The 13,818-nt window shown below is 48.4% G+C and carries 16 protein-coding genes; 10 read left to right on the top strand and 6 right to left on the bottom strand.

Going from position 1 to position 13,818, the window contains the following annotated elements; genetic code table 11:
• From JF818_RS01800 to JF818_RS01785, 4 genes are all read right to left on the bottom strand, one after another.
• Window positions 1-1,350, bottom strand: a 1,350-nt coding sequence (locus JF818_RS01800) for an anthranilate synthase component I family protein (protein WP_198890283.1), incomplete at its 3' end; no start/stop codon positions are given.
• A 52-nt stretch (window positions 1,351-1,402) separates the two neighbouring features.
• A complete protein-coding gene (gene trpA, locus JF818_RS01795) occupies window positions 1,403-2,179 on the bottom strand; it encodes a tryptophan synthase subunit alpha (protein ID WP_198890282.1) in 777 nt (258 codons plus the stop codon).
• Window positions 2,172-3,356, bottom strand: coding sequence for a tryptophan synthase subunit beta (trpB, locus tag JF818_RS01790; RefSeq protein ID WP_198890281.1), 1,185 nt, complete (start codon window positions 3,354-3,356; stop codon window positions 2,172-2,174). Before trpB ends, trpA begins: the two co-directional genes overlap by 8 nt.
• A 157-nt stretch (window positions 3,357-3,513) precedes the next feature.
• Window positions 3,514-3,786: an RNA-binding protein gene (locus tag JF818_RS01785; protein WP_117330168.1), complete on the bottom strand. Its 273-nt coding sequence runs from the start codon at window positions 3,784-3,786 to the stop codon at window positions 3,514-3,516.
• A 320-nt stretch (window positions 3,787-4,106) separates the two neighbouring features.
• Here JF818_RS01785 and JF818_RS01780 point away from each other — a divergent pair, with 320 nt between their 5' ends.
• The 3 genes from JF818_RS01780 to JF818_RS01770 all read left to right on the top strand — a co-directional run bounded on the left by JF818_RS01780 (window position 4,107) and on the right by JF818_RS01770 (window position 5,836).
• Window positions 4,107-4,499, top strand: a complete 393-nt coding sequence (locus tag JF818_RS01780) for a (deoxy)nucleoside triphosphate pyrophosphohydrolase (protein WP_198890280.1) — start codon at window positions 4,107-4,109, stop codon at window positions 4,497-4,499.
• A gap of 199 nt (window positions 4,500-4,698) precedes the next feature.
• The gene (locus tag JF818_RS01775; protein WP_198890279.1) at window positions 4,699-5,583 is read left to right on the top strand and encodes an alpha/beta fold hydrolase; all 885 of its coding nucleotides are present in this window, start codon (window positions 4,699-4,701) and stop codon (window positions 5,581-5,583) included.
• Between the two features lie 85 nt (window positions 5,584-5,668).
• Window positions 5,669-5,836, top strand: a complete 168-nt coding sequence (locus JF818_RS01770; protein WP_198890278.1) for a hypothetical protein — start codon at window positions 5,669-5,671, stop codon at window positions 5,834-5,836.
• Between the two features lie 55 nt (window positions 5,837-5,891).
• Here JF818_RS01770 and JF818_RS01765 read toward each other — a convergent pair whose 3' ends face one another.
• The gene (locus JF818_RS01765) at window positions 5,892-7,223 is read right to left on the bottom strand and encodes a hypothetical protein (RefSeq protein WP_198890277.1); all 1,332 of its coding nucleotides are present in this window, start codon (window positions 7,221-7,223) and stop codon (window positions 5,892-5,894) included.
• A gap of 177 nt (window positions 7,224-7,400) precedes the next feature.
• On the opposite strand from JF818_RS01765, the gene JF818_RS01760 reads away from it, so the two are divergent.
• The 7 genes from JF818_RS01760 to JF818_RS01730 all read left to right on the top strand — a co-directional run bounded on the left by JF818_RS01760 (window position 7,401) and on the right by JF818_RS01730 (window position 12,105).
• Window positions 7,401-8,012, top strand: coding sequence for a penicillin-binding protein activator LpoB (locus tag JF818_RS01760; RefSeq protein WP_198890276.1), 612 nt, complete (start codon window positions 7,401-7,403; stop codon window positions 8,010-8,012).
• Between the two features lie 8 nt (window positions 8,013-8,020).
• Complete coding sequence (locus tag JF818_RS01755; protein ID WP_198890275.1) at window positions 8,021-9,037, top strand: LPP20 family lipoprotein; 1,017 nt, start codon at window positions 8,021-8,023, stop codon at window positions 9,035-9,037.
• 12 nt (window positions 9,038-9,049) lie between these two features.
• Window positions 9,050-9,634, top strand: coding sequence for a hypothetical protein (locus tag JF818_RS01750; protein ID WP_198890274.1), 585 nt, complete (start codon window positions 9,050-9,052; stop codon window positions 9,632-9,634).
• Window positions 9,635-9,636: 2 nt separating this feature from the next.
• A complete protein-coding gene (locus JF818_RS01745; RefSeq protein ID WP_233065421.1) occupies window positions 9,637-10,401 on the top strand; it encodes a hypothetical protein in 765 nt (254 codons plus the stop codon).
• Window positions 10,402-10,412: 11 nt separating this feature from the next.
• Window positions 10,413-10,979 (top strand): hypothetical protein, encoded by a 567-nt coding sequence (locus tag JF818_RS01740; RefSeq protein WP_198890273.1) that lies wholly within the window; start codon window positions 10,413-10,415, stop codon window positions 10,977-10,979.
• Window positions 10,980-11,086: 107 nt separating this feature from the next.
• Complete coding sequence (locus JF818_RS01735) at window positions 11,087-11,479, top strand: rhodanese-like domain-containing protein (protein ID WP_198890272.1); 393 nt, start codon at window positions 11,087-11,089, stop codon at window positions 11,477-11,479.
• Window positions 11,480-11,490: 11 nt separating this feature from the next.
• Window positions 11,491-12,105, top strand: a complete 615-nt coding sequence (locus JF818_RS01730) for a hypothetical protein (protein ID WP_198890271.1) — start codon at window positions 11,491-11,493, stop codon at window positions 12,103-12,105.
• On the opposite strand, the gene JF818_RS01725 is transcribed toward JF818_RS01730, so the two are convergent.
• A partial coding sequence (locus JF818_RS01725; RefSeq protein WP_198890270.1) for a diguanylate cyclase occupies window positions 12,092-13,818 on the bottom strand: 1,727 nt, incomplete at its 5' end. The two genes, JF818_RS01730 and JF818_RS01725, sit on opposite strands and share 14 nt — an antisense overlap.

Below are 13,818 nucleotides of genomic sequence, written 5' to 3'. Positions count from 1 at the left end.
CACCCTGTTTCCTTTTCTGTAGGCCAAGCGAATGGCAATACAGGTATCCATGTTCTGGTTGCTGCCGATGTAACCGACAGCACCTCCATAGATACCACGCTGGGTATGCTCCAGTTCTTCGATGATCTGGCAGGCGCGGAGCTTGGGAGCCCCACTCAGTGTCCCAGCAGGGAGTACGGAGGCAATGGCTGAAAGTGCATCCATGTCTTCCCGTATGGATCCCTTCACCGTTGATCCGATATGCATTACATGGCTGTAGCGTTGGATTTGGAGATAGGATTCAACTTCAACACTGCCGAACTTACTTATCTTTCCAAGATCATTACGACCAAGGTCAACCAGCATATTATGCTCTGCAAGCTCCTTCTCATCGCTAAGAAGGTCCTTTTCATTTGCTAAGTCCTCTTCCTCTGTTTCTCCCCGTCTTCGGGTGCCCGCCAAGGGAAAGGTATGCAGTATGCCATCCTTGAGATTGACCAAGGTCTCTGGTGATGCCCCGGCGATTTCAATCTCGCTACCGGAAAAGTAGAACATATACGGGGAAGGGTTGATGGTTCTCAAGACTCGGTAGGTATCCATCAGACTTCCCTCGAATGCTGCTTCCCAACGATTGGAAAGCACCACCTGGAAGATGTCTCCTTCCTTGATATAGCCTTTTGCCTTCTCCACCATGGAGCAGTAAGTCTCTTTGTTGAAGAGTGGTCTTAGTGGTTCTTTCATGATACCTGGAAATCGCTTAAGAGGTAACTCATTTTGCAGGATCCTGTGCATTGCAAGCAAACGCTGCTGTGCTTCCTCATATCCTCTCGCACCATCCTTAGCCTGATAGGTAACGATAAGGATCAACACCTGGCGATAGTGATCGAAACAGATCACCTGGTCGAAGAACATGAGATCGAGGTCCTTGAAAGCATCATCCTTCCTATAGTCGATGAGTAGATGGGGTTCTTGGTATTTGATGTAGTCATAGCTGAAGTATCCTACAAGGCCTCCTGTGAATGGGGGCAGCTTTTCAATGGGAATGCTCTTATAGGCTTCCAGGACGCCTCTGATTACCTTCTCAGGGTGTCCTTCTGATGTCTCTTTGCTCCCATTTCGGTGTTGAACAGTGGTTATATGGTCTTGGGTCGAAAGGGCCAGCAAGGGGTCGTATCCGAGAAAGGAGTACCGTCCCCATCTCTGTCTGTCATCGACGCTTTCAAGTAAGAAACTGTGGGAACTTTCTGCCTTTAATCGGGAAAGCACGGTGATGGGGGTATGCTGGTCACAAAGCATTTCGAGGGTAAGAGGAAGATATCCCCCTTCATCCTGATAGGCCAACGCTGCTTCCTTTGTTGGATAGTACTGCATGTATGCTCCTTGTGTTTCTGTATAAAGAAACTATTTGGGTAAAAAAAAGATATCACACCGTGATGGCCCTCTTCATCTCCCTCACGTACCCTGATACCGCCTCTACACTGCCTCTTCCTTTTTCAGCAATGATATTCATAATCGCAGAACCTACGATAATGCCGTCAGCAAATGTCGCGATATGACGTCCTTGTTCCGGTGTATGGATGCCAAATCCAACTGCACAGGGAGTGTCGCTGTTTGCTTTTGCAATTTCCACCATCTCCTTGGCACTGTCACTCAGATTGGTTCTCATACCGGTAACACCCAATGAGCTTACACAGTAGAGAAATCCCTCACTATGCTTGGAGACCGTGATTACCCGTTGCCTGCTGGTTGGGACGATCATGCTGATCAACTTGATACCCTCCGCTTTGCAAGAATCCTTGATCTCACCCTGTTCCTCATAGGGAAGGTCTGGAATAATCAGACCGTCGAGGCCTGCCTGCTTTGCGCTGGAAAGAAACCGCTCCTTCTGATACTTGTACACCGGGTTGAAGTAGGTCATGCAGACCAAGGGGATCTGGGTGTGTTTTCTCAGTCGTTCAGTCAGGGTGAAAAGATTGTGGATCTTGAACCCTGATGCAAGGGCTCGTTCATCAGCCCGTTGGATTACAGGTCCTTCCGCAATGGGATCAGAGAAGGGAAGGCCCAGTTCAACGAGGTCAGCTCCTGCATCTGCCATGGCGAGTACCAACTCTTCAGTCAGTGATATGTCTGGATCGGCACAGGTCACGAAGGGGATGAATGCGGTGCCTCCTGAGAATGCATGCTGGATTCGGTCATTCATAGAGTGTTTCTCCTTGGTAGCGGGCAATCGCTGCCACATCCTTGTCTCCCCTTCCGGAGAGATTGACCACGATGATTGCATCCTCATTCAGGGTAGGAGCGAGCTTCATGGCGTAGGCGAGTGCGTGGGCACTTTCAATGGCGCAGATAATCCCCTCTTTTCGACTGAGATAGGTGAAAGCATCAACTGCCTCAGCATCGGTGATCGGTACGTATGTTGCTCGTTTGGTTGCATGCAGCTGAGCATGCTCTGGGCCGATACCTGGATAATCGAGTCCTGCACTGATGGAGTAGACTTCATCTATTTGTCCATCCTCATTCTGGCAGAAGATACTCTTCATCCCATGAAACACTCCTTCGCTGCCCTTGCTAAGCGTTGCTGCATGTTCATTGGTATCGATGCCCTTTCCGGCTGCTTCACAACCAATTAGATGCACAGAAGGTTCTTCGATGAAGTCATGGAAGATACCGATTGCATTCGATCCTCCTCCTACACAGGCAATAATGTAGTCAGGCAATTTGCCTTCAGCTGCAAGTATCTGGGTCCTCACTTCCTGTCCGATGATTTTCTGGAAGTCCCTCACCATAGTGGGGAAGGGGTGTGGTCCCATGACCGAGCCCAGGACATAGTGAGTATCATCTATTCTCCTTGTCCACTCCCTCATGGTCTCATTCACTGCGTCTTTGAGTGTTTTGGTACCACTTTGTACGGGGTGAACCGTGGCACCGAGCAGGCGCATCCGGTAGACGTTGAGTGCTTGCCTCTGGCAATCTACCTCTCCCATGAAAATCTCACACTCAAGTCCCATCAGTGCAGCTACCGTGGCTGTGGCAACACCATGTTGGCCAGCTCCGGTCTCCGCGATCACCCGTGTTTTCCCCATGTGCTTGGCGAGCAGGCACTGTCCAAGAACATTATTGATCTTATGGGAGCCTGTATGGTTGAGGTCTTCGCGCTTGAGATAGACCTTGGCCCCGGCGAGGTCCTTTGTCATATTCTCCGCATAGGTCAAGAGGCTTGGCCTGGAAGCATAGTTCTGGTAGAGGGCCTTAAGCTCACATTGGAAGGTTGCATCATCCTTGAGTGAGTCATACGCAGTTTCAAGCTCCTGAATAGCACTCATCAGGGTCTCTGGAATGTACTTGCCTCCATAGGGGCCGAATCGTCCTGGTTCCATAGGTGACTCCTTGGAATAGGAGCATAAATGTTTCTATTGATAGAATCAAGGTTTTTAAGCAAGAATTTTGAATTTTTGAAGAAATATTTCATAATTACTTACATGAAAACAAAAAAAAGGAACCCCGAAGGGTTCCTGATTATTACAAAGCAATAGCTTAGTAACGGTTGTAGCTCGGGCGTGGCTTTGCAATAGCCTCGTTTACACGAAGGTTGCGGCCGCCGAAATCCTGACCGTCAAGCTGGCTGATAGCAGCAACTGCAGCAGAATCGTCTTCCATCTCTACGAAACCAAAGCCCTTGGGGCGACGGGTTTCACGGTCAATGATGATGTTTGCACTCAATACAGTGCCGTACTGTGCGAACAGGTCACGAAGTTCCTCTTCGCTGGTGTTGTAACTCATGTTACCAACATAAATTTTCTTTGCCATTCAAAGCATCCTTTACAGGCCTTTAGCCTGTCTCAAAAAAGTATTTGCTCATTTTGGCGCAGTTTCGAACGTTTAACCTGTCTGCTGATGGAATTCAAATGAAGAACACGAACATAGAGAGGGTAAGGGACTAGCTGCAACGCAAAAAATCAAAGCAACTGCAGGCTAGCATGCCCAAGGCCGAATGTCAATCGAGAAGTCAATGCAATTGAACATTTTTTGCAAATTTGTAAGAGAAAATTCGCACAATGGGTGAACAGCCTCTACTGAAAGTACATTTTTTCCTAGGCAAGAACTCACTCTACTGCTAGGATAATCCCATGAAACAGATTGAAGTAGCCGCACTCGTGTTGATCAATGATAACCGGGTATTCGCTGCCCAGCGGAAAGAAAAGGGACCACTTGGAGGCATGTGGGAGTTTCCTGGTGGGAAGCTGGAAATCGGTGAGACTGGTCGGGAAGCACTCGTGAGAGAGATCCAGGAAGAGCTTGGGGTCACGATTGAAATAGAAAGCTACCTGATGAGAGTAGAGCACCAATATCCAGGCATTTTTATCATCATGCACGCCTATTTGGGAAAGATACAAGAAGGTTCCATTCAGTTGCATGAACATCAGGCAAGCCGTTGGCTTAAGAAACATGAGTTATGGCAGATTGATTGGGCTGAAGCAGATATCCCCATCGTACAGAACGTAGAGCACTTACTATCATGACAAGTGTGCAGAATGAGCGGCTGCTGGCAAGCCATGAGACAGGATCCTCCCAGTGGTAATGATGCGGTTTATGCTTTCTCACCCTGTCCCCCAAAGTCTGTACAACTACATCCTGGAATTGGTGGACAGCTCATCCCAAACCACTGCGTAATGCACTTTTCCGCTTGTTTTCATGTTGCTCATGGATAATACTGTTTTCATGGAACCAACGCTTGTACCCTCATTTGATGGATTCTTCATCTCATGTGTCTTGTACCGACCGGCTTCCCCCGTGGGGATCGTCCAGATCATCCATGGTGCAGCTGAGGTAAAGAGTCGCTATGAGCAAGTAGCTCTGTTTCTTCAGGAGGCTGGCTACTGTGTTCTGGTGAGTGACCAGAGAGGACATGGGGATTCAGTTGATGCTCACTTTGTGAGGGGGTATATGCCGAGTGCTGATGTTCTGGTGGAAGATCAACATATCATCACCCGTTTCCTGAAGGATCTCTATCCTGATTTGCCGCTATTCTTGCTTGGTCACTCTTTTGGATCCATGATTGCAAGGCTCTACCTCGGTTCCTATGACCATGAGATTGCCGGCCTGATTATGACAGGTACCCCTTGCTATGTCAGGGGAATAGCACTGGGAAAAGCATTTGTACGGCTTTTGATGTTGCTCCTCACTCCTCATGGTTATGGTATGATTTCTACCAAACTTACCACTTCAGCCAACCTGAAATGGGTTTGTTCCGATCCTGAAGTGGTCAAGGAGCGACTGCACGATCCGTACCGGAAAAACTTCAAATACCAACTGCAATCCATTTATACCATCTTTGATGCCTTGCAACGGCTTCATGACTGGCCATCCTATCACCCAACCAAGAATGATCTTCCCATCCTTTCGATCACAGGAGAGGATGACCCAATCCCGGGAGGGGAGCGAGGACTCTCTGATACTGAACGATCACTGAAGCGAATCGGGTATCATCGCTTCAGTTATACTGTCTATGAAGGAATGCGACACGAGGTTCTGATGGAGAGGGAGAAGGAGTTGGTCTTTAACCAGATCAAGGAGTTTCTCTTTTCAGGAGCTCAACAGACTTGACGATTCCACTCATTAGCATGATGGTATTAGATGAGGGATGGATTGTACCTCAATTGGTTTTTCGTTAAGAAAGGAGCGATTGACTATGAGAAAGCATGCACGGGAAACAATCAGAAGGCCCAGAGAGATTGAAACAAGCTATGATTGGGACCTTGATGAGAAAACAATGCCCAAGAAGGTGGCACGAAAACCCAAGGATGATGATTTTGACGAAGAGGATCTCTTTGAAAGTGAAGAGGAGGAGGAGTTATAGATATCCTCAATTGCATGTTCAGTTACACTCTTCCTTTTCTCAGGAGGAGTGTTTTTTAAAGAGGACAGAATGCTTCTGCTACATGTAAGGACCCTGCCTGAACTTGCACCGTTTTTCCAGGGCTGCGGTGCAGTACCTGGTTTGATGCATTGAGGAATTCGGTGGTTATGGTGTAGGTCCCTTCAGGTAGATCCACATAGCCCACCCAGGCCTCGGAAGGAAGGAAGTGGGTACTTCGTACGTCAGCACTCTCTGTTGCATCTCGAGCGATACGGAAGATCATGCCAAGGAGCTCTTCTCCTGCAGTTACATTGTTGTCCTGTGCTGCATACTCGTCATAGAGGGCAATTCCCACTGCCTTGGCCATTGCGCGGGTGATTGCTTTCATTTTAATCAGTTCACTTTTCGCTCTGAAGGTATCGATGGCAATGTTGCTGATCGACTCAATCCGCTGGAGTGGGATCATAGGCTGTCCCTCGATGGAGACCCTGACAGCCTGTACCTGCGAGGATCCCCCAACAAGTACGGGGTAGGCAATCTTTGCCCTATTGAATGAGGAAACATACACCCTCTCTACACGTTCTTCCTTCAAGGGTGATTGCCCACTGAAGGAGACCAGCTGGAGCCTGCCCTTGTCTTGGGGGAAAGGGTCTTCCTCGAGTTTCACTACCGAGGGGAGAGGGAACGGGTAGAGGGAGGGCTGGGAGGAGAAGGCATGCCGTACCTGGTCGATGGCATAGTGAAGGGTGTTTTTCTCACCTAGAGCCTGGGCCACCGATGCACTCAGATAATTTGAGAGCGCGCTGGTGGAGAAGGATGTTGCATAGGTTTGGACTGCCGGAGCATCCAATCCTTCCTCTCTCGCATATTCAGTCATCTGCTGCTCATATTGTTCATACTTCTGTCTTAGGAATGTCTGTTTCTCGATGCTTCGATTGAGTTCTACCAGTGCAGCTTCGGTTTCTCCTAGGTGCATATAGTTCAAGGCCTTGAATACATTGAGATACATGTCCTCATATTCTTCACCTTGGTAAGCTTTTGTGTTGTCATTGACGAGGAATGAGGCAATATTGCCTGAAACGCTCTCCGTATAGGCTTCCCAGATGAGCCGCTCTGATTCACTGAGATAGTTGTTGGAATCCGTATAGTTCCCCACCAGGCGGGAGAGGATTCCAAGGTCATAGTTGACAATGATGGGTCCCTGCTTCTTGAGCAGGGAAGGAGCTTCCAGAAGGAGGCTTTCATATGCTCCCTGGTACTTGGCACCCTTGTAGAGGGACTGGGTTGCTGACATGTCCATGAAGGACGTACATCCACTCATTAACACAATGAACATAATAAGGAGGACGAAAAACAACCCGTTTGCTACACTCTTGCGGTATTTCATTACATCCTTCCTCATTCTGTATGGGCACAATGTAGCATTGGGTTATGCGTGGCGCAATAATGAATCGCTAAAAAAATGTAGAATGTCTCATTTTTCGTACCAATGATTCCTACACAAGTGATGATGAGTCTGTTACACTGTGGCGTATACCGAAGCGGAATGTGAAGGAGATTTGTAATGAAACGTCTAAGCCTCTACGGCCTCTTTATAGTGCTGGTATCTGTACTCTTGCTCTCATGTCAGTCTCCCGTGTCAGTTAGCCGCATAAGTGCTGATACCGATATTGACTTGAGCGGGAACTGGAACGACACCGATATTCGTATCGTGGCAGAGGCACTGGTTGATTCCAGTCTATCCTCTCCATGGATCACGCAGTACAAGATGGCCCATCCTGGTGACAATCCAGTGGTCATCGTAGGAACATTCCTTAACCGTAGCAGTGAACATATCGATACCTCGATTATATCCAAACGGTATGAGATGGCCCTCATCAATTCAGGAAAGGTCGATATGGTAGCTGACCAGAGCTTCCGTGCTTCAGTGAGAGAGGAGCGTGAGGAACAACAGTTCTTTGCGAGCGAGGAAACGGCCAAAGCACTTGGAAAGGAAATTGGAGCAGATTACCTGTTGCAAGGATCGGTGAGAACCAATCTCGACCAGAGTGGTGGCCAGATGGTGAGAACCTACTATGTTTCAGCGGAATTGATAGACATCGAGACCAATAGAAAAGTGTGGGTTGGAGAAGAGACAATCAAGAAGCTCATCAAGCAAAGCAAGTACAAGTTGTAGGAGTGCACATGAGAAACTATCTTGTAGTACCTGTGTTGCTCTCTTTGGTGCTGGGAATTTCCTGTACATCAATGGGATCGTCCAAGGTCCCCTCTTGGATCGACCACCCTTATGACAAGGCCTATGATGAAGATACCTACCTCTGTGCCGTTGGTTCTGGATCATCACGACAGAAGGCTGTTGATGCAGCCCTTGCCAGTCTTTCACAGGTTTTCAATGCCCAGGTTCGCTCAGTTACTGAAGTCAGCAGTCTTTCTACCGCTGAAACCGATACAATGGGGAATGTGACGTTTACTGAATCTTCTGAGATGATGGATTTTGGCAGTGTCACCAGTGAAACCGAGCAGATCATCGGTTCTGAAGTGGTCAATGTCTATACTGATGAACTAGGCAGGGTCCATGCCCGTGTTGCATTGCACCGAGAGCGGACTGCCTCACTGTATCAGAAACAAATAGCTGAGTTGGGTAGTTCCATTGCTCAATTGAATATGCGATCAGCTACTGCTGACACCCTGCTCGCAGAGTATGTGCTCCTTCGTGAAACACGGGAATTGGCAAAGCAACAACAAGCGCTCTATAACCAGTTGCAGGTGTTGCTTAAGCAGCCACAAAGACAGGTGCTGGCACCGATTGACCGAGCCCTGTCAGCATTGGCGCAGCAGATTACCATTGCGGTAGAGGTCTTTGAAAGTGTAAATGCCACTCCTGTGCTCAAGGCTGCCTTTGAACAAGGCCTCCAAGCGAGGGGGTTTGCGACCGGTGCACAGGATCCTTATGCAATATTGGATGTATGGTATACCGTAGAGCCGATTACGATGGAGGGCAGTCCATATGCCTATGCCCGCTATACCCTGTCTGTTCAATTGAAGGATAGCAAGCAGGTCTATGTCTCCTATGAGAAGGCAGACAGAGAGGCGGCCATGTCTGAGAAGGATGCTCTTGCAAAGGCGTTGAAAGCTGCAAGTTCATCTGGCGTTGATGGATTCTTTACCCTGATGCTGGAAACGCTTGGGGATGAAACATAGTTGGAGGATGATATGAAAAAGTTGTTAACGATTCTGGTACTCGCATTACTCGCACTTGCAATGACCGGTTGTGCTACCGCCAAGGATGCCGAGCCTGTCGAACCTGCTCGTCCAGTCATCATTGGCGCTGAGGGTATTCCCCAGCCGGATTGGGTCTACAAAACTGTTTCCACCCAGGACATGCACTTTGAGACCGGGTACGGCAAGATGAGTGACAAGCAGAACTCAATCAAGCGTGCCACCGTTGAAGCAAAGAACAAGATTGCAGCCTGGATCAGTACTCAGGTCAAGGAAGTAGTGGTCACCTACATCAACGATGCCGGTAGCGGCGACAATCGTCAGGCTCTTGATGCAATGGAAGTGATCAGCCAGCAGGTAGCAGAGGCAACCCTCTCAGGTGTAAGTACAGAAGAAGTCTGGGTCGATGCCGAGAATGGGGTATGGGTACTTTGCTCAATTCCCATTGCCAATATCGAGCAGAATTTTGAACCAGCTTCAGAAGCTGTTGCAGAGGCTTTTGTCGAGAGTGAGGCAGCTGAGGCAGCCAACACCAAGATGAAAGAAGCATTCGCCAACTTGTTGAAGGGAGCTAACTGAGTTTGTCAGTACGCAAATATGTAGTGGCCATCAGTTTATTGGTGGTGATGCTTGTCTCAGCTTGCACCACCACCAGTGTCCCCAGCGTAGAGGAGGATGCTCTCTCCCGTCTGGATGTGAGTAAACATCCCTCCAATGTGTATGTGGGGCTCTCTGGGCCATATTCCACCCAAGAGAGAATGGTGAGTGAGGCAATCCTATCTGCGGCAAGATCCATACATATCAAGCAGGCCCTTGCACTGGATAGCAGGCTTGTTACTTCCTATCGTTCAGACAAGGGTTTGCAGTCCTTTGCAAAGGATGAAGCAGCCTTCTTTGACGATACAGCCATGGCCGAAACCATCAACCAACTTGAGATCCTGGAAGTTTACTTCGATCCTGAAGCCGGTGCTGTCGTGATCGTGAAGAACAAGCAGGAGGATGGGGAAGACCGTATATACGAGAGTGAGTACAACAAGGAGGGTAAGCCTACTTGGCTTGCACTCTACCCCAAGTTGGATGGGTATCGCTTTGGTGTTGGGTCTGCTAAACGGCATTACTTCCTCAACAATTCATTGGAGGCGGCAGATTTTGCCGCTGCTCAGAATCTTCTCGATTTGAAAACAGAACATGCGTATTCAGTCGAGAACGTGACCACAAAGAACGAGCTGATGGAGCGCTCGCTCTACCAGGCTCAGCGTGGCTTGCTCAAGGGGTTTACCATCATAGCACGTTACTATGACAAGGAAACAGATACCTACTGGAGTCTTGCCGCCAGTCTGGAATAAGGAACATTGCTATGAAACGAATCATGTTGGTGAGTCTTGTGTGCATTCTGCTTGTAACCTCGTGTGCGATTACCCCAAAAAGCAATCCAGATGGATCACCGTACTGGACAACGCACCCTCCCAAGAGTTCCCGTTCATTGCACTATGAGGTGGGGTCGGCAAAGCAATCAACTGCCCAACTCAGTAAGATGCGAGCCGAGTCGGCTGCACGCGATGCGATCGGCCGATGGGCATCCACCAGCGTGGATAATGCACTGGTTACTTTCGTTGAGGAGTCTGGGGAGGTCTTGAGGACCAAGCAGATGCTGGAAGTGCTGCAGAACCTCAGTGTACAGACAGTGAGTATCGCCTTGCGTGGTGTATCCATTGAAGAGTATTACAATGCTCCTGATGGGACGGTCTATGTCCTCGCCTCCTATCCAGTGAAGAATCTCAAGGATGCTTATAAGCAACAGGCAGAGGATCTGGAACGACAGTTTGAACTGGATAAGGCCAGTGCTGAAGCGGATCTGATCAAGGCAGAGGTATTGCTCTCCTATCTTGACGAGCTTCTGGAAGAGGAAATCTCAGAAGAGTAATCTCAGAGACCAACAAATGGGGCCGGAGGGAATATTCCTTCCGGCTCTTGCTTTGTCTTGACGCTTCGATTCGTTTTCGCCATCTTGGATATAGGAGAACCTAGTAAATGAGTAAGATATTAATTATAGTCCTTATCCTCCTTGCCTTGGTAGGTGGAGTAATTTGGAAAACAAGACAGCCAGAGAGTGGCACATATGAAAAGATTTCTGCTGAAACTGCCTTCTCCATGATGCAGGAGAAGCAGGATATGCTCATTGTTGATGTTCGTACCCCAGGTGAGTATGCTGAAGGACATGTCCAAGGTGCCATCAATGTACCCTTGCAGTCGATCGAAGCGGGAGATCTCTCCCTGCTTCCTGACAGGGACCAAACACTGCTTATCTACTGCAGAAGTGGATCTCGTAGTGCCAGTGCATCAAAATCCCTGGTCAGACAGGGATATACATCGGTGTATGATTTTGGTGGAATCATTAATTGGCCATATGGTACTGTCAGGTAGGAGGAATCGTTGTGAAGGCATCTTTGCTGTCTCTGAAGCATCCAGAATATCTGCATATTCGTACGGATGAAACAGTATATTATGGAGCTGACCAGGAGTGGTTTCCACAGTCTTGGCAGAGACGGGCAGGATGTGGGCCTACCACTGCAAGCCATCTCGTGTTGTACAACCTTGGGAAAAAACAAGGAGTATCTGCAGTTGCAGACCAGAGGCAGATGGTAACCTTGATGCAACAGCTATGGAATCATGTGACCCCAACCTTGATGGGAGTGCATTTGGTCAGTCAATTTACCAAGGGGCTTATTTCTGCACTACCTGAGCAACTCATTGATGGGGAAGTGGTGAGTCTGTCACTCCCCAAAGCTAAAGAGATGAGGCCTCCTTTTTCGATGGTTTTGGAATTCATTCAGGAGAGCTTATTGCGTGACCAACCAGTGGCATTCCTTAATCTCCACCACGGGGAAGTTCTGAACCTTGACTCCTGGCACTGGGTTACCATTGTTTCCCTGGATGCAGGATCTGGGAGGATACGGGTGTATGATGGGGGAAAAGAGTGGGATATTGATCTTCATCTCTGGTACAGAACCACTCCAAGATCTGGTGGTTTTGCTGCTATAAGGCGCTGAGTATTCGCTCAACAAGGTGTGGATCGACCTCGATTCCAGCGAGCTTTGTGAGAGTTTTCTCAATCTGTTCATTTGTTGCTTGATCCAGATGTTCCCGCTCCCAGACTTCCGCCAATCGTAAAAGCCTGGAAAAATAGGGAATTTCCGTGCCGCGTAATCCCTTCATGTAGCCACTGCCATCCCACCACTCATGGTGATGGAGGATCATCGGGGCCAAATCTACTGTCTCCTCAAACATATTGAGAATACGATAGCCTGCACTGACATGTTCTCGGTAACGCTCTTGGACCAGCGTAGACCGGTTTTTTGAGGTGATGATCTCTGGTTCCAGTACTACTTTCCCGATATCATGATAAAGCCCTGCACGCTGAAGTTTGCTTGCTTCTTCATCATTGAGATGCAAGAGGGAAGCTATACGAGCAGCATGTCGTTGTACTTTTACAGCGTGTAGACGTTCTCCGGGAGCTTTCTCGTAGAGCATCTCACTGAGATCCTGGAGTTGTTTTTTGTGGGTTTCAGCCCTGCGAAGTGTTTTTCTGCGATACATCTGATCCTCTGCCCGGTCAAATGTTCCTTGGAGGGTTTCCTCAGTGGAGGTCTTAGTTGCACTTCCAAGAGCAATGCTGCGTTTTCCAGCGCGTATTCCATCTTCTTCTAGATGTTCCTCGATCCTCTTGGCAATCTGGTCTGCTTCATTGCCATCAGTATGGGGGAGTAAGATCAGGAATTCGTCTCCTCCAATTCTGCTCACCACATCACTGGTCCTACATGACAATCGAAGACTTCTGGCAATACTCTGTAGGAGCTTGTCTCCCATGGCGTGTCCAAAAATATCATTGGTCAGTTTCAGCCCATTCACATCCCCTATGATGATGGAAAGTGGTAATTGGTCCTCTGTATCGAGTCTTACCATAGCCTGGTCAGCATAGGTACGGTTATGGAGCCCTGTCAGCTGGTCGTGGAGAGAGAGAAATGCAATCTTCTCTTGATTTCTTTTTCTCTCAGTATTGTCCAGGAAGGTGATAACAGACCCAATGATTGTGCCATCCTCTACTTGTGGATAGGCATAGCACAGTACATCGAGACAGGTGCCATCCTTTCTCCAGAACACCTCATTCTCCATGGACACTCCATCACTGCTGGAAAGGCAGGATCTGATCGGACAGGTCTCCTCATCGATGAGCAGTCCTTCCCTGGTACTGTGATGTATCAATTGATGCATGTTTTTCCCCAGCAATTCCTGTGCATCCTCGTATCCAAGTAAGCGAAGGCAACTTGCATTGCAAAAGGTGCAGCGTCCCTTTTCATCCGTACCGAAAATACCTTCGGCTGTGGAATCAAGGATCAGCCTAAGATTCCTTTGGCTAGCCTCCAGTGCAGCCTCATTCTCTGCCTTCTGCATGTTTGCCCAAATACCTGAGAAGAGCAATTGAATCTGGAATCCTTCTGTTTCGTTATAACTTTCTATACTGTTTGCAAGCAGGAGGATGCCAGAGAGCGTGGTACCGGTCATGCAGGTACAGACAAGAAGGTTCTTGACCGTGACTTTCTTCCCAGAAATATAGGAAAGTATCGGTTCCTCATCAACTTGCTCATTGATGATTGAGAATGATGCATCGCTCTTTTCGGTAAGATAGAAGTCCGTAACGGAGGAGGGGATTACCATTCCTTGTTTTTGAGGTAAATCATAGAGAGGCTTGGCCTCTCTTGCCG

The sequence above is a fragment of the Sphaerochaeta sp. S2 genome (assembly GCF_016406725.1).
Classification (GTDB): domain Bacteria; phylum Spirochaetota; class Spirochaetia; order Sphaerochaetales; family Sphaerochaetaceae; genus Sphaerochaeta.
Note: the sequence above shows the minus strand (reverse complement) of the source record. Positions and strands in the feature narration are given on the sequence as shown.